The organism is Ruegeria sp. YTSA072, assembly GCF_059610285.1.
In genome coordinates this window covers 23,896-41,040 of sequence record NZ_JBXWNI010000010.1, presented here as the reverse complement: position 1 = coordinate 41,040, position 17,145 = coordinate 23,896, and the positions used below count along the sequence as shown (strand labels likewise).

At 57.6% G+C, this 17,145-nt stretch carries 23 protein-coding genes; all 23 read right to left on the bottom strand.

Going from position 1 to position 17,145, the window contains the following annotated elements:
* Positions 1-12: 12 nt before the first annotated feature.
* The gene (locus AC2FIB_RS16225; protein ID WP_109310429.1) at positions 13-1,557 is read right to left on the bottom strand and encodes an NADH-quinone oxidoreductase subunit M; all 1,545 of its coding nucleotides are present in this window, start codon (positions 1,555-1,557) and stop codon (positions 13-15) included.
* Positions 1,557-3,752: an NADH-quinone oxidoreductase subunit L gene (nuoL, locus tag AC2FIB_RS16220; protein ID WP_496736422.1), complete on the bottom strand. Its 2,196-nt coding sequence runs from the start codon at positions 3,750-3,752 to the stop codon at positions 1,557-1,559. The genes AC2FIB_RS16225 and nuoL overlap by 1 nt, the downstream gene beginning before the upstream one ends.
* A 6-nt stretch (positions 3,753-3,758) precedes the next feature.
* On the bottom strand, positions 3,759-4,064 hold the full coding sequence (nuoK, locus tag AC2FIB_RS16215; RefSeq protein ID WP_005984024.1) for an NADH-quinone oxidoreductase subunit NuoK: 306 nt from the start codon (positions 4,062-4,064) through the stop codon (positions 3,759-3,761).
* 4 nt (positions 4,065-4,068) lie between these two features.
* Positions 4,069-4,671, bottom strand: coding sequence for an NADH-quinone oxidoreductase subunit J (locus tag AC2FIB_RS16210; protein WP_496842395.1), 603 nt, complete (start codon positions 4,669-4,671; stop codon positions 4,069-4,071).
* Entirely contained in the window at positions 4,668-5,078 is a 411-nt protein-coding gene (locus AC2FIB_RS16205; RefSeq protein ID WP_281994869.1) for a carboxymuconolactone decarboxylase family protein, read from the bottom strand. The genes AC2FIB_RS16210 and AC2FIB_RS16205 overlap by 4 nt, the downstream gene beginning before the upstream one ends.
* Positions 5,075-5,569 (bottom strand): NADH-quinone oxidoreductase subunit NuoI, encoded by a 495-nt coding sequence (gene nuoI, locus AC2FIB_RS16200; RefSeq protein ID WP_170558477.1) that lies wholly within the window; start codon positions 5,567-5,569, stop codon positions 5,075-5,077. Before nuoI ends, AC2FIB_RS16205 begins: the two co-directional genes overlap by 4 nt.
* A 3-nt stretch (positions 5,570-5,572) precedes the next feature.
* Complete coding sequence (locus AC2FIB_RS16195; protein WP_496842393.1) at positions 5,573-6,145, bottom strand: hypothetical protein; 573 nt, start codon at positions 6,143-6,145, stop codon at positions 5,573-5,575.
* An 80-nt stretch (positions 6,146-6,225) separates the two neighbouring features.
* Positions 6,226-7,263, bottom strand: coding sequence for an NADH-quinone oxidoreductase subunit NuoH (gene nuoH, locus AC2FIB_RS16190; protein WP_480470301.1), 1,038 nt, complete (start codon positions 7,261-7,263; stop codon positions 6,226-6,228).
* Complete coding sequence (locus AC2FIB_RS16185) at positions 7,256-7,471, bottom strand: hypothetical protein (RefSeq protein ID WP_108861577.1); 216 nt, start codon at positions 7,469-7,471, stop codon at positions 7,256-7,258. Before AC2FIB_RS16185 ends, nuoH begins: the two co-directional genes overlap by 8 nt.
* Positions 7,468-9,489, bottom strand: coding sequence for an NADH-quinone oxidoreductase subunit NuoG (nuoG, locus tag AC2FIB_RS16180; protein ID WP_496736419.1), 2,022 nt, complete (start codon positions 9,487-9,489; stop codon positions 7,468-7,470). The genes AC2FIB_RS16185 and nuoG overlap by 4 nt, the downstream gene beginning before the upstream one ends.
* Before the next feature lie 3 nt (positions 9,490-9,492).
* Entirely contained in the window at positions 9,493-9,999 is a 507-nt protein-coding gene (locus tag AC2FIB_RS16175) for a DUF5333 domain-containing protein (protein WP_496736417.1), read from the bottom strand.
* Positions 9,996-10,340 carry a hypothetical protein gene (locus AC2FIB_RS16170; RefSeq protein WP_472724657.1) on the bottom strand — a complete coding sequence of 115 codons (345 nt, stop codon included), beginning with the start codon at positions 10,338-10,340 and terminating at the stop codon, positions 9,996-9,998. The genes AC2FIB_RS16175 and AC2FIB_RS16170 overlap by 4 nt, the downstream gene beginning before the upstream one ends.
* A 44-nt stretch (positions 10,341-10,384) precedes the next feature.
* Positions 10,385-10,801 carry an MAPEG family protein gene (locus AC2FIB_RS16165; RefSeq protein WP_109310434.1) on the bottom strand — a complete coding sequence of 139 codons (417 nt, stop codon included), beginning with the start codon at positions 10,799-10,801 and terminating at the stop codon, positions 10,385-10,387.
* 58 nt (positions 10,802-10,859) lie between these two features.
* Entirely contained in the window at positions 10,860-12,158 is a 1,299-nt protein-coding gene (gene nuoF / locus AC2FIB_RS16160) for an NADH-quinone oxidoreductase subunit NuoF (protein WP_496842390.1), read from the bottom strand.
* A gap of 12 nt (positions 12,159-12,170) precedes the next feature.
* Positions 12,171-12,392 (bottom strand): DUF5337 domain-containing protein, encoded by a 222-nt coding sequence (locus AC2FIB_RS16155; protein ID WP_058274396.1) that lies wholly within the window; start codon positions 12,390-12,392, stop codon positions 12,171-12,173.
* Between the two features lie 34 nt (positions 12,393-12,426).
* Positions 12,427-13,533, bottom strand: a complete 1,107-nt coding sequence (nuoE, locus tag AC2FIB_RS16150; protein WP_496736413.1) for an NADH-quinone oxidoreductase subunit NuoE — start codon at positions 13,531-13,533, stop codon at positions 12,427-12,429.
* Positions 13,533-14,009 carry a hypothetical protein gene (locus tag AC2FIB_RS16145; protein WP_496736412.1) on the bottom strand — a complete coding sequence of 159 codons (477 nt, stop codon included), beginning with the start codon at positions 14,007-14,009 and terminating at the stop codon, positions 13,533-13,535. The genes nuoE and AC2FIB_RS16145 overlap by 1 nt, the downstream gene beginning before the upstream one ends.
* Entirely contained in the window at positions 14,006-15,229 is a 1,224-nt protein-coding gene (locus AC2FIB_RS16140; RefSeq protein WP_282154006.1) for an NADH-quinone oxidoreductase subunit D, read from the bottom strand. The genes AC2FIB_RS16145 and AC2FIB_RS16140 overlap by 4 nt, the downstream gene beginning before the upstream one ends.
* Positions 15,229-15,360, bottom strand: coding sequence for a hypothetical protein (locus AC2FIB_RS16135; RefSeq protein ID WP_267885496.1), 132 nt, complete (start codon positions 15,358-15,360; stop codon positions 15,229-15,231). The genes AC2FIB_RS16140 and AC2FIB_RS16135 overlap by 1 nt, the downstream gene beginning before the upstream one ends.
* 1 nt (position 15,361) lies before the next feature.
* Entirely contained in the window at positions 15,362-15,535 is a 174-nt protein-coding gene (locus AC2FIB_RS16130) for a hypothetical protein (protein ID WP_496736409.1), read from the bottom strand.
* On the bottom strand, positions 15,535-16,140 hold the full coding sequence (locus AC2FIB_RS16125) for an NADH-quinone oxidoreductase subunit C (protein WP_113788460.1): 606 nt from the start codon (positions 16,138-16,140) through the stop codon (positions 15,535-15,537). Before AC2FIB_RS16125 ends, AC2FIB_RS16130 begins: the two co-directional genes overlap by 1 nt.
* A gap of 11 nt (positions 16,141-16,151) precedes the next feature.
* Positions 16,152-16,685 (bottom strand): NuoB/complex I 20 kDa subunit family protein, encoded by a 534-nt coding sequence (locus AC2FIB_RS16120; protein ID WP_037307875.1) that lies wholly within the window; start codon positions 16,683-16,685, stop codon positions 16,152-16,154.
* Positions 16,676-17,041 (bottom strand): NADH-quinone oxidoreductase subunit A, encoded by a 366-nt coding sequence (locus AC2FIB_RS16115; protein WP_058274389.1) that lies wholly within the window; start codon positions 17,039-17,041, stop codon positions 16,676-16,678. The genes AC2FIB_RS16120 and AC2FIB_RS16115 overlap by 10 nt, the downstream gene beginning before the upstream one ends.
* Positions 17,042-17,145: the final 104 nt, after the last annotated feature.

Below are 17,145 nucleotides of genomic sequence, written 5' to 3'. Positions count from 1 at the left end.
TCCAAAGCCCCCTTAATGCGATGCGGCTGACTGGGTCGCGGCCTCAGCCGCGGCCAGAGCCATGTCATAGTTCGAAATCAGCGCGGCGGTCGAGTTGCCGATCACATCAGTCACCAGCGACGGGTAGACGCCAAGCAAGATGGTCATCACGATCAGCGGCGCAAAGATCAGCCGCTCGCGCGAGCTCATATCCGTCATCGCCTTGAGGCTTTCCTTGATCAAATCGCCAAAGACCACTCGGCGATACAGCCATAGCGCATAAGCTGCCGAGAAGATCACACCAGAAGCCGCAACAGCTGTTACCCATGTGTTGACCTGGAAGGTTCCCATCAGTGTCAGGAATTCTCCGATGAATCCACTGGTGCCCGGCAGACCTACATTGGCCATGGTGAACAACATGAAGACCAGCGCATAGGCTGGCATGCGAATGACCAGACCACCGTAAGCCTCGATGTCGCGAGTATGCATCCGGTCATAGATCACGCCAACACACAGGAAGAGCGCAGCCGAGATGAACCCGTGGCTGAGCATCTGGAAGATCGCGCCGTCAATGCCCTGCTGGTTCGCAGCAAAGATGCCCATGGTTACAAAGCCCATATGCGCGACCGAAGAATATGCGATCAGCTTTTTCATGTCTTCCTGCACCAGCGCCACCAGCGAGGTGTAGACGACAGCAATCGCCGACATCCACAACACCAGATCAGTCATCACTGCCGAGCCCACCGGGAACATCGGCAGGCTGAACCGCAAGAATCCATAGCCGCCCATCTTCAACAGGATCGCCGCAAGAACGACCGATCCAGCGGTCGGTGCCTGAACGTGGGCGTCCGGCAGCCAGGTGTGTACCGGCCACATCGGCATCTTCACTGCAAACGATGCAAAGAACGCCAGGAACATCAGCGTCTGCATGCCGCCGACAACATAGATGCCAAGCACGCTGAACCCTTCGGACGAGAAATGATGGCTCATCAACGCTTCGATATCGGTAGTGCCCGCGTCCGCATACATCGCGACCATCGCCACCAGCATCAGCACCGATCCAAGGAAGGTATAGAGGAAGAACTTGAAGCTGGCGTAGATGCGTTCTTTGCCGCCCCAGATGCCGATGATCAGGAACATCGGGATCAGACCTGCCTCAAAAAACAGATAGAACAGGACCAGATCCAGCGCCATGAACACGCCCAGCATCAGCGTCTCCAGAAGCAGGAAGGCGATCATGTATTCCTTGACGCGGTCCGTGACGTGCCAGCTGGCCAGAATGGTCAGGGGCATGATGAAGGTGGTCAACAAGACAAACAGAACGCTGATACCATCCACGCCCATCTTGTATTTCAGACCCAGCAGCCATTCGCCTTCTTCCACCATCTGGAAGCCGGTGTTGGACGGATCAAAACCCGTGTAAATGCCGATCGAGACTAGGAACGTCACCGTGGTTGCCACAAGTGCAACCCATTTGGCATTGCGTTGTGCGGCCACGTCCTCGCCATGCAGGAACAGGGCCAGAATGCCTGCTGCCACAGCGGGGATAAAGGTGACGATGGAGAGGATATTATCCATTAGTGTGCGCCTCCGCCGATCGATATCCAGGTGACAAGGGCAGCGATACCCAGAACCATCCAGAAGGCGTAAGTAAAGATGTAGCCCGTCTGCGCCTTGCCAGCGAGGCGGGTAAAGAAGGGCACAACACCCATGGCCACGCCGTTGAGGAAACCGTCAATGGTGTTGCCGTCACCCCGTTTCCACAGGAACCGGCCAAGGGCGATTGTGGGTTTTACGAAAACCGCGTCATAGATCTCGTCAAAGTACCACTTGTTAAGCAGGAACAGGTACAGAGGACGCTGGTTGGCGGCCAGACGCGCAGGTAGATTACCGCGATGCAGACGCACTTCGAATCCGGCAATATAGACCTTCCCGTCACTAACATAGAACAACCAAGCCACCACAAAGCCCAGCAACATCGCAACGAAAGGCGAAACCTTGACCCACTTGGGGGCAGCATGCGCATCGTCAAGAACATGGTTATCCGGCGCGATGTAAATTGCGCCCTCGCCCGGCTCACCCACAAAGACGTAATGGTGGTCGTCGCCGTGAGCCGCTTTTTCTTCGTGTCCGGCGTCATCACCATGGCTTTCATCCGCGTGCGCCTCATCCGCATGCGTATCGTCACCATGGGTCGCATCAGCAGTACCGTGATCACTGGCCTCTGCATGCTCGGACGCCTCAGCCACCGGTATTCCGTAGAACTTGCCGACCTTGTCTGTGTGACCAAAGAAGTTGCCATACCAGATCATCCCGGCAAACACCGCGCCCAAGGACAGAACACCCAACGGCACCAGCATGGTAATCGGGCTTTCATGCGCGTGCTCATGCGTTTGCTTGTCGCCACGTTCTTCGCCATAAAAGGTCAGGAAAATCAGACGCCAGCTGTAGAATGACGTGAACGCCGCCGCGATCACCAGCATCCAGAAGGCATATCCGGTGCCGCCGGCAAAAGCACTTTCGATAATTGCATCCTTGGACAGGAACCCGGCGAACCCGATTTGGGTCAGCGGGATCCCGACGCCTGTAATCGCCAGGGTTCCGATCATCATCGCCCAGAATGTATAGGGGATTTTCTTCCGCAGGCCGCCGTATTCGGTCATCTCCTGCTCGTGATGCATCGCGTGGATCACCGAACCTGCGCCAAGGAACAACAGCGCCTTGAAGAATGCGTGCGTCAGCAAGTGGAACATCGCTGCCGAGTACATGCCAACACCCGCGGCCACGAACATGTAGCCCAACTGAGAACAGGTCGAGTAGGCAATGACGCGCTTGATGTCGGTCTGAACCAGGCCAACGGTTGCGGCAAAAAACGCGGTCGAAGCCCCTAGGAAGGTGATGAACCCGGTGGCACCCGGCGCAAATTCCATCAATGGCGACATCCGGCAGATCAGGAACACACCCGCCGTCACCATGGTCGCGGCGTGGATCAGCGCCGACACAGGCGTCGGGCCTTCCATCGCGTCCGGCAACCAGGTGTGCAGGATCAGCTGTGCCGATTTACCCATTGCGCCGATGAACAGCAGGACGCAGATCACCTCGATTGCGCTCCACTCACCCCAAAGGAAATGCAGCTTCTCTTCGGCCAGCGCAGGGGCCGACGCGAAAATGTCTGAGAAATTGATGCTGTCCGTCAGGAAGAACAGCGCGAAGATGCCCAGAGCAAAGCCAAAGTCGCCAACCCGGTTCACGATGAATGCTTTCATCGCCGCCGCATTGGCCGTGGGCTTGCGATAATAGAACCCGATCAGCAGGTACGAGGCTACACCCACACCTTCCCAGCCAAAGAACATCTGAACCAGATTGTCGGCTGTCACCAGCATCAGCATGGCGAAGGTGAAGAACGACAGATAGGCAAAAAAGCGCGGCTTATAGCTCTCGCCCTCGCGCCATTGCGGATCGTGATCCATGTAGCCGAAGGAATAGAGGTGCACGAGCGCCGAAACCGTCGTCACCACGATCAGCATGATCGCGGTCAGCCGGTCCAAACGCACCGCCCAGCTTGTCGACAGCGAGCCGCTTTCGATCCAGCGCATGATCTCGATCTGCTGGGTCACACCGTCGAACGAGAAGAACACGATCCAGGACAGCAGACAGGCCAGGAACAGAAGGCCCGTCGCCGTCCACATGGCGGCTTTCTCGCCGATGAACTTCCAGCCGAACCCGCAGATCAGCGCGCCCACCAGCGGGGCAAAGAGGATGGTGGTTTCCATGTTCTCTTACCCCTTCATCATATTGACGTCTTCAACCGCGATGGTGCCACGGTTGCGGAAGAAGCAGACCAGAATGGCCAGCCCGATCGCGGCCTCAGCCGCCGCCACGGTCAGCACGAACAGCGTAAACACCTGCCCGACCAGATCGCCGAGAAAGCTGGAAAACGCCACGAGGTTGATATTCACCGCCAGCAGCATCAGTTCGATGCTCATCAGCAGGATGATGACGTTCTTGCGGTTCAGGAAGAGACCGAAGATGCCGATGACGAACAGCGTCGCCGCGACTGTAAGATAGTGTTCAAGTCCGATCATCGTCTTAAAGCCCCTGCCCCGGTTTCACGTCCTTCAACTCCATCGCCTTGGCCGGGTCGCGCATCATCTGACCGACGATATCCTGACGCTTGATATCCTTGCGGTGACGAAGGGTCAGCACGATGGCGCCGATCATGGCCACCAGCAGGATCAGGCCTGCCAGTTGGAACAGAAGGAAGTATTGATCGTAGAGAATGACACCCAGCGCCTCTGTATTGTGGCGATCTGTGGGGATCGGCTGCGCTAGGTTGCTAGCTGCTCCCTGTGCGCTGTCCCATGCGCCAAAGGCCATGACGAACTGCATCAGGATGACCAGGCCGATCAGCAGGGCCAGCGGCATGTAACGCGCCATCTCGGCCTTGAGCTCGGCAAAGTCCACGTCCAACATCATCACCACGAAGAGGAACAGCACCGCTACCGCGCCGACATAGACGATGATCAGCAGCATCGCTACGAACTCGGCACCCAGCAACACAAACAGCCCCGCCGAAGACAGGAAGGACAGGATCAGCCACAGCACCGAATGCACCGGCTGACGGCTGATCACCGTAAACAGCCCGCCGGTGATGGCGCTGATGGCAAACAGGTAGAAGGCAAAGACGGTCATTGATCCTCATCCTCGTTGTCGCCCAGGACCTCTTGCGCCAATTCCAGCGCGCGGGTCATGGCCGGGATGCCGGCAAAGACCGACATCTGACCGATCGTTTCCACGATCTCTTGTTTCTTGGCACCGGCCTCCAGCGCATGGCGCACGGTCTGACGCACCGCCGCATCCGCCTGCGCGCCCTGACAAGTCAGTCCGGCCAGCGTCAGCAGCAGGCGGGTCTTGGCATCCAGTCCGTCCTTGTTGACGGTGTTGCCGAACATCATTTCCATGACCTCTTTGGGCATGGTCGGCCACAGCGCCTCGAACCCCTTGGGCGAGAAATTCTCCATCGCCGGGTTCATCGCCTTGGCCATGTCCTGCGCCTGCTTCATCATCAGGTCGAACGGATTTTGGGGCGTGTCACTCATCTGTACGGCGCGTCCATTTCCAGATTGCGGGCAATCTCGGCTTCCCAGCGTTCGCCGTTATCGAGCAATTTTTCTTTGTCGTAGAACAGCTCTTCACGGGTTTCTGTCGCGAATTCAAAATTCGGACCTTCGACGATCGCATCGACCGGACAGGCCTCTTGGCAGAAACCGCAATAGATGCACTTGGTCATGTCGATGTCATAACGCGTGGTGCGGCGGCTGCCGTCTTCGCGCGGTTCAGCGTCGATAGTGATTGCTTGCGCAGGGCAGACCGCCTCGCAGAGTTTACACGCGATGCAGCGTTCCTCGCCGTTCGGGTAACGTCTCAGGGCATGCTCACCACGAAATCGTGGGGAGAGAGGGCCTTTTTCGTGCGGGTAATTGATGGTGGCCTTTGGGGCGAAGAAGTACTTCAACCCCAGCTTCATACCTACCCAGAAGTCCTGAAGAAGGAAGTATTTGGCGGCGCGAGTGTAGTCGATTTGGGTCATGGTTTACGATTTCCCCTCGAATGGCAGCTCGAATTTCTCCTCGCACTTAGCGAATGTGTCTTGTTGAATTGCCGCCAATCTGACTGTGGTATCCTCGGCGTCCGGCGGAATTGCCAGTACGCGGCGGTGGGCTTCAAGCCAACGCATGCACTCGGCTTGGATCACCCCACTAAGGACGAAATCGGCAGAAGGATACGCAGACCCATTGCCTTCGTCTTCTGCGGGGACAGAAAGAACCATCTCTTCAATCAAGTCTCGATCTTCCTGAGATGGCCACAGACATTCCGAAAGCTCTAAAATCGCCCTGTTTGCATGCGTTAACTTTTCGGAGGCAGGTTCACCAGAGAAAATTTGCCCCATACACAATTGAAACACAATGGCCTGATCTGCCATCACAATTGCCAAGGCTCCGAGCTTATTGAAGGCCCGGTGCTGACTTTCGGGAAACTCAGAATCCCACTCGATCAGAGCATCGGACAAGCGCTTGGCGGTGTTACTTGCGTTCTGCTCCAGAGCTTCGGTCTGCGCGGCACAATACGAGCGTGCCGTTTCCAAATAGTTCGCTTCCCGCGCCATTTCGGCATCTGCAGCATGTAGGGCTGAGGCGCCAAGAACTATACACACAGAAGTCGTTAACAGCTTTTGCAGTCGCACCCTCATCCTCCGACGCTCCAACGGGCAAACGCGCCCCAGAACCAGTCGAATTTTGCCGCAAAGGCCACGAAAACCACCCAGACCAGAGAGAACGGCAGGAAGACTTTCCAGCCCAGACGCATCAGTTGGTCATAGCGGTAGCGCGGTGTGATTGCCTTGACCATCGCGAAGAGGAAAAAGAAGAACGCCATCTTGGCGACCATCCACAGCACTCCGTCCGGCAAGCCGGGGATCGGTGACAGCCAGCCGCCGAAGAACAGCAGCGTGGTCAGGGCGCACATCAGGAAGATGGCGATATACTCGCCGGCCATGAACAACAGGAAAGGCGTGGCCGAGTATTCAACCTGATAACCCGCAACCAGTTCCGATTCCGCCTCGGGCAGGTCAAACGGTGGACGGTTGGTTTCGGCCAGCGCCGAGATGAAGAACAGGAAGACCATCGGGAAATGCGGTAACCAGTACCAGCTGAAGAACCCAAACCGGCCGTCCTGCGCTTCGACAATGTGGCCGAAATTCATCGAGCCGGTTGAGATGATTACGCCGATAATGATCAGACCGATGGAGACTTCATAGGAAATCATCTGAGCCGCAGAGCGCAATGATCCAAGGAAAGGGTACTTTGAGTTCGAGGCCCAACCGCCCATAATCACGCCATAAACTTCCAGTGAGGATACGGCAAAGACATACAGGATTGCGACATTGATATCCGACAGCACCCAGCCATCATTGAACGGGATCACGGCCCAGGCGATCATTGCCAATACGAATGAGGTCAGCGGAGCGAGGATGAACACTGTGCGGTCGGCCCCGGCGGGTATGACCACCTCTTTTACCACGTACTTCAGGGCGTCGGCCACCGATTGCAGCAGTCCATAGACGCCAACCACGTTGGGGCCGCGGCGCATTTGGACGGCGGCCCAGATCTTGCGGTCGCCGTAAACAAGGAACAACAGCGAAATCATCACGAAGGCAACAACTGCAAGCACTTGCGCCAGAATGATGATGGCTATTCCGCCTGGGGTGTTAAAGAAATCAGCCATTGGTCCTCACACCGTGGGTATTCAATTTTTCGCGGGTGATGATCAGGCCAAGTGCCTGCGCATCTTGCGGTTGGGTCGGCGCATAGGTGTAAACAGCATCCACAGCCATCGCGCTACCTTTTTCATTGCGTTTCATGCGCAGTTCCCTGGTGCCCGCACCGCAAGCGATGTTGGCTTCTGAAAGCGATATGAAACGGGTCTGGTTCATTCTGCCGCAATCTTCCCGGTATTCCGAGACTGCGCCTGAGCAGAAAGCTCGGCCATCAACTGCGACGCCCGTGCAATCGGGTTGGTCAGATAAAAATCCTTGATCACATTGCGGAACGTTGCCTGACCCAGAGGGCCAGCATCCAACGGATGGACCTCATTCTCGATCACGTGGTCGATTTGGGCCAGATGCGGCACGGCTTCGATCAACGCTGTGCGCAGTTGCGCCAGCGAGTCGAAAGGCAACGTAGCGCCCAGCTCTGCCGACAGCGCCCGCAAGATAGCCCAATTTTCTTTCGCCTCACCCGGGGCGAACCCGGCACGCATCGCCAGTTGCGGGCGGCCTTCAGTGTTCACGAACAGGCCGTTTTCCTCGGTATACGCGGCACCAGGAAGGATCACATCGGCGCGGTGCGCGCCACGATCACCATGGCTGCCCTGATAGATCACAAAGGCCCCTTCGCCGATTTCAACCTCATCTGCGCCGAGGTTGTAGATCACGTCAGCCGCATTAACCGCATCCATGCCGCCTTCGTTGGTGGCATCCACATCCATCGCCCCCACGCGAGACGCAGCGCTGTGCAGGATCAGCAATCCACTTTCGGTATTGGCTGCAATCGTTTGCGCGGCGGCCAGCACAGCTGCGCCGTCAGCTTCAAACAGCGCACCCTGCCCGACGATGACTAGCGAGGCTTTGCCCTTGATCTCAACATCGCCGCCCATATCGACGACTTTTTGCAACGCCGCGCGGTCGTCGCCCATATGGTGATACGCGTAGGTCAGATCGGCCGCTTGCCCAACCAAGGCCACCTCGGTCCCATGTGCCCATGCCTTGCGGATACGCGCGTTCAAAACCGGAGCTTCGTCGCGCGGGTTCGTTCCGATCAGCAGAATACGCTCGGTTGTGTCGATATCTTCTATTGCGGCCGTCCCGGCATAGGCACCGCGATTTCCCGCAGGCAGCTTGGCCCCATCGGTTCGGCATTCAACAACACCGCCCTGCCCTTCGATCAATTGCTTCAGCGCGAACGCGGCCTCGACCGAAGCGAGATCACCAACGATACCCGCAGGTTTTTCCGCCCCTTTCAGCGCTTCGGCAGCTTTGGTCAGCGCCTCCGGCCACGAGGCCGGACGTAACTTGCCGTTTTCGCGCACGTAGGGTTTGTCCAGACGCTGACGACGCAGGCCATCCCAGACAAACCTGGTCTTGTCGCTGATCCATTCTTCGTTCACGCCGTCATGGTTGCGCGGAAGAAAGCGCATGACTTCGCGCCCTTTGGTATCCACCCGGATATTGGACCCCAGCGCATCCATGACGTCTATGGATTCAGTCTTGGTCAATTCCCACGGGCGGGCGGTAAAGGCGTAAGGCTTGGAAGTCAGCGCCCCAACCGGGCAAAGGTCGATGATATTGCCCTGCAAGTTCGAATTCAGCGTCTCGTTCAGATAGGACGTAATCTCGGCATCTTCGCCACGCCCGGTCTGACCCATCTGTGTGATCCCGGCGACCTCGGTCGTAAAGCGCACGCAACGGGTGCAGCTGATGCAGCGTGTCATCGCGGTTCCGACCAGCGGCCCCAGATTCAGATCGTCCACGGCGCGCTTGGCTTCCTTGAAGCGCGAGCCCGACATGCCATAAGCCATCGCCTGATCCTGCAGGTCACACTCGCCACCCTGATCGCAGATCGGGCAGTCCAGCGGGTGGTTGATAAGCAGGAACTCCATCACCCCTTCGCGCGCTTTCTTGACCATGGGCGAGTTCGTCTTGACCTCTGGCGGCTGACCTTCCGGTCCCGGGCGCAGGTCGCGCACCTGCATCGCACACGACGCCGCAGGTTTCGGCGGGCCGCCAACAACTTCGACCAGACACATCCGGCAATTCCCGGCAATCGACAGACGCTCGTGATAGCAAAAGCGCGGCACCTCGACCCCGGCCTGCTCACAGGCCTGGATCAGCGTCATCGCACCGTCGACTTCGATTTCCTGCCCGTCGATATTCACTTTGCGGAGGTCAGACATGGTCTAGTTCGCCCTCAAATACACGCCAATGGCGCTGTTTCTTTCAATCTCTGACTGCCCCAGCGTGCAGAAAGATTTGGGATTGTCATAAGACACACCGTTCGCGGCCAGATACGTCTCGCCTTTGGCACGCATCCGGTCCTTTTCGGCATCCGATTCCACGTAAGCGCGGATTTCGCCGTCCGAATACCCCAGACTGTTCGCCTTGGACTTGAGCCCCCACATCACGCCAATCGCCTTCAGCCTGCGCCCGCTGATCGACGGGCAGTAATCCGAAATCTCGTTTGCGATAGCGATGTAATAGAGTTCGTCGTCAATCTCTTTGACTTCGCGCAAGGGGGGTTTGGCGTCGGCCGTGGCCGGGATAGCCAGAACAGACAGCACAGCAAGCAGTTTCACACCAGACATGACAAATCCTTTCGTCTTGGACAGGCCAAAACGATCCAGGACTGGCGCGCTATTCAATAACACGCCCTGCGTCACGCTCTGATATGCGAAAAACCGGTTCATGGTCGCTGGCAGGTTCCTGCAAAGGTCAATTTATTGTCGGTGATGCGCAAATTCTGCGGTTCGGTGTCAGGTCCGACTTTCCAGTTGATTTTAGAAGTCCCAAAGGCGTCGATACAGAATTTGGTTCCTTCGTGCCGTCCCGCTTCACGCGCGCCATCCAAAGACGCGGACACGCCGTTCACCACAACTGTGAAATCCGTCGGGGCGTTCCTTTTGTCGACGGCTTTCGCTTTGGCCCGGAAGGCCTTGCCATCAAAGAGGATTCGGTCACTGGACGATGTGCCGCAGGCCGAGACAAAAACTGCAGCACCCAAGGCGGCGGTCAGTACCACACGTCCCATCCTGAATTTTGATCCAGTCAACGGATAAGTACCTTTCTTTTCCATTAGAACGCCGCCACCAATGCCATGAAGCCCATCACAACCATGCAGGCCCATCCGACAACGTAGGATACGGACCGAACGCCGCTGTGCGGTTGTCCAATACCACGCATGTGAATAACCAGCATGACGATGCGCGCAATCAGAGCGACCGATGCCAATAGGTTCACCCAGAACGGGCTGACCCCAAGCAACATGGCCGCGACCGTGACAGCGACATAGGCCGGCAACGTCTCGGTCCCGTTCAGATAAGCCCGGTTCAGGCGATACGCCTTGTCGGAATAGTCCTGTTCCGGCGTTGCCCCGGGGGCCAAGCCCTTGCCCTGTTTGGCCAGCGCGGAAAACGGCGCAAGCGCCAGAATGATCAACGTAAAGACCACGAGGGATGCGATTGCATGTGAATACTCAGCAAAAGATTCCATTATTCCAACTCCCTGATCTCAACTTGGTTTGGGTTTGATCCGATATCATGCAACTTGATCACTCCGCCGCCATCGCGCCCATTCGGCCCGATTTCTGGGCCTTGATGCGATCCTCGATTTCCTCACGGAAATTGCGGATCAGGCCCTGGATCGGCCAGGCGGCAGCATCGCCCAAAGCACAGATCGTGTGGCCTTCGACTTGCTTGGTCACGTCAAACAACATGTCGATCTCTTCCATTTCGGCCTCACCCCGCACCAGACGGTCCATCACGCGCATCATCCAGCCGGTGCCTTCGCGGCAAGGAGTACACTGACCACAGCTTTCATGTTTGTAGAACTTCGACAAACGCCAGATCGCTTTGATGATGTCCGTAGACTTGTCCATCACGATTACAGCCGCTGTCCCCAGACCGGACCCCAGATCATTGCGCAAATGGTCGAAATCCATGATGGCGTCGCGCATGTCTTCACCGCGCACACAAGGCACCGAAGAACCACCGGGGATCACCGCCAGCAGGTTGTCCCAACCGCCACGAATGCCGCCGCAATGGGTTTCGATCAGTTGCTCAAACGGGATCGACATCGCCTCTTCGACAACACAGGGGTTGTTTACATGGCCCGAGATCGCAAACAGTTTGGTGCCCGCATTGTTCTGGCGGCCAAAGCCCGCGAACCAATCCGCACCACGGCGCAAGATTGTTGGCACAACGGCGATAGATTCCACGTTATTCACCGTGGTCGGGCAGCCATAGAGGCCCGCCCCCGCCGGGAACGGTGGTTTCATGCGCGGCATGCCCTTTTTGCCCTCAAGGCTTTCGATCAGGGCTGTTTCCTCACCGCAGATATACGCCCCGGCCCCGTGATGCAGAAACAGGTCAAAATCCCAACCCGAACCGGCGGCGTTTTTGCCCAACAAGCCAGCATCATAGGCCTCATCAATTGCGGCCTGCAGTGCCTCACGCTCGCGAATGTACTCACCACGCAGGTAGATATAGCAGGCATGCGCATTCATCGCGAAAGACGCGATCAGGCAGCCTTCGATCAGCGTATGCGGATCGTGGCGCATAATCTCACGGTCCTTGCAGGTGCCGGGCTCGGATTCGTCCGCGTTCACCACCAGATAGGCCGGACGACCGTCGCTTTCCTTGGGCATGAACGACCATTTCAGACCGGTGGGAAAACCCGCACCGCCGCGACCGCGCAGGCCCGAGTCCTTCATCGTCTGGATGATCCAGTCACGCCCGTTCCCAATCAGGCCAGCTGTGCCGTCCCAATGCCCGCGGGCCTGCGCGCCTTTCAGCGTACGCTCATGCATCCCGTAGATATTGGTAAAGATCCTGTCCTGATCCTTCAGCATCGTGTCTTACCTTCAGCTGTCCTGACGCATGCGCCAGAGTTGAAAAATGTTCACGCCCGCATAGATGAAACCCGCCAAAGCGGCGAAATCAAACAGCAGCGCATAGCGCCCGGGCAATCCCAGTGCAGGGCCGATGAACAACGAAATGGCAAGCCACAACAGCATGGTCACCGCGATGACCACCCCGATATGTCGGCCCTTGCGGGCCATGGCCTGTTCTTTTTCTTTGTCCATCTCACCTTGATGCCCCGAACGGGCACCGTCCTATTCAGTCTTCGTAGGTGCCGTCTTCTTTGGCACGTTTTGCAAATTCGGTTTCTTCGCCTGTCGCCAGTTGGGCTGCTTGTTCGATCCAACCGTCCCGCTCGATCCGGCCCTTGAATTTCAGCCGCGCATCTACCCAGGCCACCTGTTCCTGCGTCCATGCAGCGATCTGGTCGAAGTGGAAAAAGCCAAGTTCGTTCAGCGTCTGTTCAAGCTTGGGGCCCACACCTTTCAGCATCTTGAGGTCGTCCGCTTTGCCATCCCGCGCGGCGGTCAGAGTTTCGGGCTGATCCTCTTTGATCTGGGCCTTCTTTGCCTCTTCCACCTGCTTCACGGCGGGTTTGGCGGGTGCCGGCGCCTTTGGTGGCTTTGGCGCGGCCTTGGTCGCCGCAGCCTTGCCGTCTTTGCCCAGCCATGGCGTCAGGATCGGAACCTCGGTCCCGTCGATGCGTTTGACCGTATCACCAAGATCTTCGGCCAGTTCGACACTGGCGTTGTACTGTGGTTTTCCGGCTTCGTGGTCAGTCAGGCTGGTCAGACCGCTCAGGGGTTCCGCCGCGTATCTGCCATTCTGCGGACCCGGTGTCGGCAGCTTGCCGGCGGCCAGATCGTCAATGATCTTGCCAAAACTGTCAGCGGTCAGATCTTCGTAATAGTCCTTGCCTATCTGCGCCATCGGCGCATTGGTGCAGGACCCAAGGCATTCCACCTCTTCCCAACTCAATTTGCCATCAACTGAAAGCTCATGCGGTTTGGCAGCGATCTTCTCCTTGCAAACCGCGATCAGGTCTTCGGCCCCGCAGATCATGCAGGAGGTCGTTCCGCAGACCTGAATATGCGCGACAGTTCCTACCGGTTGCAGTTGGAACATGAAGTAGAACGACGCAACCTCGAGCACCCGGATATAGGCCATACCCAGCATGTCGGCGACAGATTCAATCGCGGGACGGCTCAGCCAGCCTTCTTGTTCCTGCGCGCGCCAAAGCAGAGGGATAACCGCGCTGGCCTGACGGCCGTCAGGGTATTTGGTGATCTGTGCTGTGGCCCACTGCTGGTTGGCAGCAGTGAAGGCAAAGCTTTCAGGTTGTTCGGGGTGCAGACGGCGCAGCATTAGCAGGCATCTCCGATCACGATAACATAGGGGTCTTCCTGATGCGCGCGGCCTTGATCGACAAGGCGGGCAATCAGATCAGGCGTTTCGGCCTGTGTGAAACCGGCGGGGCGCAACTTGATCTGGGCCTCTTCTTCGACCATGCGGCACCCGTTCAGACGCACAAAATCAAAAAGCGCATCAGCACGGCCCGCCGTATCCTCTGGCGCAAGCCCATGCGCACCGCAGATCGCCGGAGCAATTTCGAATGTCGAACCGTCCAGCCCGGCCACCCCCTGTTCAGCCCAGGAATTAATCACAGCGCTGACATCTTCGGGTCGCAGGTCATGGGCAGAAAAGGCTTCCTCGGCGCGCGATACATCCAGCTGGCAGCCGTTTTCACGCATCACCCCAAGCACTTTTGCCGTCGGATGGGTCGAGGCGGCCTGCAACGGTGTGGCGGCTGCAAGCGCCAGGATCAAAACAAGGCGTCTCACCGGTCAATCTCTCCGAACACGACATCCATTGTCCCGATGATCGCGGCCACGTCAGCCAGTTGGTGGCCCCCGGCGATATGGTCCATGGCTTGCAGGTGCAAGAAGCCTGGCGCGCGCAGCTTGGCGCGGTAGGGTTTGTTGGTGCCGTCTGCAACCAGATAGACTCCGAACTCACCCTTTGGGGCTTCGACGGCGGCATAAACCTCACCTGCAGGGACGTGGAAGCCTTCGGTGTAAAGCTTGAAGTGATGGATCAGGCTTTCCATCGAGGTTTTCATGTCCGAACGTTTCGGCGGAGTGATCTTGCCGCGCGCCAGGACGTCACCGGGGCAGTCACGGATTTTGACAATGGCCTGCTGGATGATCGACAGCGACTGGCGCATCTCTTCCATACGCACCAGATAGCGGTCATAGCAATCGCCGTTTTTGCCGACGGGGATCTGAAACTCGAACTCGTCATAGCATTCATAGGGCTGCGCGCGTCGCAGGTCCCATGCCAGACCCGATCCACGCACCATCACGCCCGAGAAGCCGTATTTCTGGATATCGTCCTCGGTCACGACACCGATATCGGCATTACGCTGTTTGAAGATGCGGTTTTCGGTCAGCAGACCGTCGATGTCATCGAGAACGGCGGGGAACTCATGGCTCCATGCCTCGATATCGTCCAGCAGCTCCGGCGGAAGGTCCTGATGCACACCACCGGGACGGAAATAAGCCGCGTGCAGGCGGGCACCACAGGCACGCTCATAGAACACCATCAGCTTTTCGCGTTCTTCAAAGCCCCAGAGCGGTGGTGTCAAAGCACCCACATCCATCGCCTGCGTGGTTACGTTCAGCAGGTGGTTCAGAATGCGGCCGATCTCGGAATACAGCACCCGGATCAGTGAGCCCCGGCGCGGAACCTCGACTCCGGTCAGCTTTTCAATGGCCAAACACCAAGCATGTTCCTGATTCATCGGTGCCACGTAATCCAGACGGTCGAAATAGGGCAGGTTCTGCAGATACGTCCGGCTTTCCATCAGCTTTTCGGTACCACGGTGCAGCAGGCCGATATGCGGGTCGCAGCGTTCGACGATCTCGCCGTCCAGCTCGAGCACAAGACGCAGAACCCCATGTGCCGCAGGGTGTTGCGGGCCAAAGTTGATGTTGAAGTTGCGGATCTTCTGTTCTCCGCTCAGCGCGTCCGTGCTGCCGTCATCGTATCTTGAGCCGTCCATCAACGCCCCCGTTTCTTTTTAGCATCAGCCCGAACCCGGACCTTTTCCGCCTCGGCAGCCTTGGCCGCGGCCCCTGCCAGCAGGACCCCCAGCGCACCCAAAGCGATCAGTTCCCCCAGCAGCATCAGCATCTTATCGGCGCTCCAGCTCTTGCAGTTTCAGCCCGACCCACCACAGCAACACGATCGTGCCAAAGGGAACCAGACAGAGAAGGCACCAGAATTTATTGATCCCGAAAAACGGCAATATCTTCACCATCGGAATGATGGTCAGCGCAGACAGGATCAGCCACCAGATGCCACCCATTATTCCGCCTCCTGCTTTTCATCGCCAGGCAGGATGTAATTTGCACCCTCCCACGGGGACATGAAATCGAACTGACGGTATTCCTGGACTAGCGACACCGGCTCATACACAACGCGCTTTTGGGCCTCGTCATAGCGAACTTCGGTGTATCCTGTGGTCGGGAAGTCCTTTCGCAGCGGGTAGCCACGGAACCCATAGTCGGTCAGAATGCGGCGGAGGTCCGGGTGGCCTGAGAATAAGATGCCGAACATGTCGAACACTTCGCGCTCAAACCAGTTGGCCGATGGATGTACGTCCACGATTGAGGGCACCATGTCCTCTTCGCGGATCGAGACCCGCAGGCGGATGCGCTGGTTCTGATACATCGACAGGAAGTGATAAACCACGTCAAAACGCTTGGCCCGTTCCGGGTAGTCGACGCCGGTGATATCGACGAGCGTGGAAAACTGGCAGCTGCGGTCAGACTTCAGGAATTCAATGAACTCCACAACGTTCGACAGCGCCACATCTACATTCAACTCACCATGGGTTACGTCCCAGGACAGAACACAATCAGTTCGCTTCAACTCCAGCTGGGTGCCGAGTTCTTTGAGTGCTTCGCTCATCAACCCCCTCCTCAGCGCACGATGGTGCCGGTACGGCGGATTTTGCGTTGCAACTGCATCAGACCGTACAACAGCGCCTCAGCGGTCGGCGGGCAGCCGGGGACGTAGATGTCCACTGGAACAATACGGTCGCAGCCACGCACGACTGAATAGGAGTAGTGGTAATAGCCGCCGCCATTGGCGCAGGAGCCCATTGAGATCACATAGCGCGGCTCGGGCATCTGGTCATAGACCTTGCGCAGTGCCGGTGCCATTTTGTTGGTCAGGGTTCCTGCCACGATCATCACGTCTGACTGACGGGGGGAAGCACGGGGCGCGATGCCAAACCGTTCCGCGTCGTAACGCGGCATCGAGGTGTGCATCATCTCAACCGCGCAGCAGGCCAGACCGAAAGTCATCCAGTGCAACGATCCGGTGCGGGCCCAGTTGATGATGTCCTCGGTCGAGGTCAGCAGAAACCCTTTGTCCTGCAGCTCGGCATTCAGGGCCTGGGTGGCGACTTCTTTGTCGACGCCGGCGGTGTTTGCACCCGTCATCACTCCCATTCCAGGGCCCCCTTCTTCCATTCATAGGCAAAGCCGATGGTCAGAACGCCCAGGAACACGATCATGGACCAGAAGCCAACATCGCTGATGTCCTTGAAGCCGACAGCCCAGGGAAACAGAAACGCGATTTCCAGGTCGAATATGATGAAGAGAATCGCGACCAGATAGAACCGGACATCAAACTTCATCCGCGCATCATCGAACGCGTTGAAACCACATTCATATGCGCTGACTTTCTCGGGGTCGGGATTGCGGACCGCCAGAACGACTGCCGCCAGAATCAAAACGATTCCAAGGCCCACAGCTACGGCCAGAAACACCAGAATCGGGAGATACTCCCGCAATAGGTCTTCCACGTACAGCTCCTTTCCTGCGCATACCCTGAAAGGGAGCGCCGTCAATTGGCGTGTTGACTGGACATTCTCTATCCCTGCGGGGTCAGAGGGTCAACCGAACACAA

Excerpts from the sequence above, each read along its gene's own strand:
- AC2FIB_RS16130 (WP_496736409.1), bottom strand. The coding sequence starts at position 15,535 with ATGGGTGGCATCTGGTGGCTGATCCTGTCTGCGCTGACCATCATTCCG.
- nuoK (WP_005984024.1), bottom strand. The coding sequence starts at position 4,064 with ATGATCGGACTTGAACACTATCTTACAGTCGCGGCGACGCTGTTCGTC.
- AC2FIB_RS16195 (WP_496842393.1), bottom strand. The coding sequence starts at position 6,145 with ATGGCGCGGGAAGCGAACTATTTGGAAACGGCACGCTCGTATTGTGCC.
- AC2FIB_RS16225 (WP_109310429.1), bottom strand. The coding sequence starts at position 1,557 with ATGGATAATATCCTCTCCATCGTCACCTTTATCCCCGCTGTGGCAGCA.
- nuoE (WP_496736413.1), bottom strand. The coding sequence starts at position 13,533 with ATGCTGCGCCGTCTGCACCCCGAACAACCTGAAAGCTTTGCCTTCACT.
- AC2FIB_RS16140 (WP_282154006.1), bottom strand. The coding sequence starts at position 15,229 with ATGGACGGCTCAAGATACGATGACGGCAGCACGGACGCGCTGAGCGGA.
- AC2FIB_RS16185 (WP_108861577.1), bottom strand. The coding sequence starts at position 7,471 with ATGAACCAGACCCGTTTCATATCGCTTTCAGAAGCCAACATCGCTTGC.
- AC2FIB_RS16175 (WP_496736417.1), bottom strand. The coding sequence starts at position 9,999 with ATGAACCGGTTTTTCGCATATCAGAGCGTGACGCAGGGCGTGTTATTG.
- nuoL (WP_496736422.1), bottom strand. The coding sequence starts at position 3,752 with ATGGAAACCACCATCCTCTTTGCCCCGCTGGTGGGCGCGCTGATCTGC.
- nuoF (WP_496842390.1), bottom strand. The coding sequence starts at position 12,158 with ATGCTGAAGGATCAGGACAGGATCTTTACCAATATCTACGGGATGCAT.
- AC2FIB_RS16135 (WP_267885496.1), bottom strand. The coding sequence starts at position 15,360 with ATGCTGATGCTGCTGGGGGAACTGATCGCTTTGGGTGCGCTGGGGGTC.
- AC2FIB_RS16155 (WP_058274396.1), bottom strand. The coding sequence starts at position 12,392 with ATGGACAAAGAAAAAGAACAGGCCATGGCCCGCAAGGGCCGACATATC.
- nuoG (WP_496736419.1), bottom strand. The coding sequence starts at position 9,489 with ATGTCTGACCTCCGCAAAGTGAATATCGACGGGCAGGAAATCGAAGTC.
- nuoH (WP_480470301.1), bottom strand. The coding sequence starts at position 7,263 with ATGGCTGATTTCTTTAACACCCCAGGCGGAATAGCCATCATCATTCTG.
- AC2FIB_RS16205 (WP_281994869.1), bottom strand. The coding sequence starts at position 5,078 with ATGAGTGACACGCCCCAAAATCCGTTCGACCTGATGATGAAGCAGGCG.
- AC2FIB_RS16165 (WP_109310434.1), bottom strand. The coding sequence starts at position 10,801 with ATGGAATCTTTTGCTGAGTATTCACATGCAATCGCATCCCTCGTGGTC.
- nuoI (WP_170558477.1), bottom strand. The coding sequence starts at position 5,569 with ATGACCCAAATCGACTACACTCGCGCCGCCAAATACTTCCTTCTTCAG.
- AC2FIB_RS16210 (WP_496842395.1), bottom strand. The coding sequence starts at position 4,671 with ATGACCGTCTTTGCCTTCTACCTGTTTGCCATCAGCGCCATCACCGGC.
- AC2FIB_RS16120 (WP_037307875.1), bottom strand. The coding sequence starts at position 16,685 with ATGGGAGTGATGACGGGTGCAAACACCGCCGGCGTCGACAAAGAAGTC.
- AC2FIB_RS16170 (WP_472724657.1), bottom strand. The coding sequence starts at position 10,340 with ATGGGACGTGTGGTACTGACCGCCGCCTTGGGTGCTGCAGTTTTTGTC.
- AC2FIB_RS16125 (WP_113788460.1), bottom strand. The coding sequence starts at position 16,140 with ATGAGCGAAGCACTCAAAGAACTCGGCACCCAGCTGGAGTTGAAGCGA.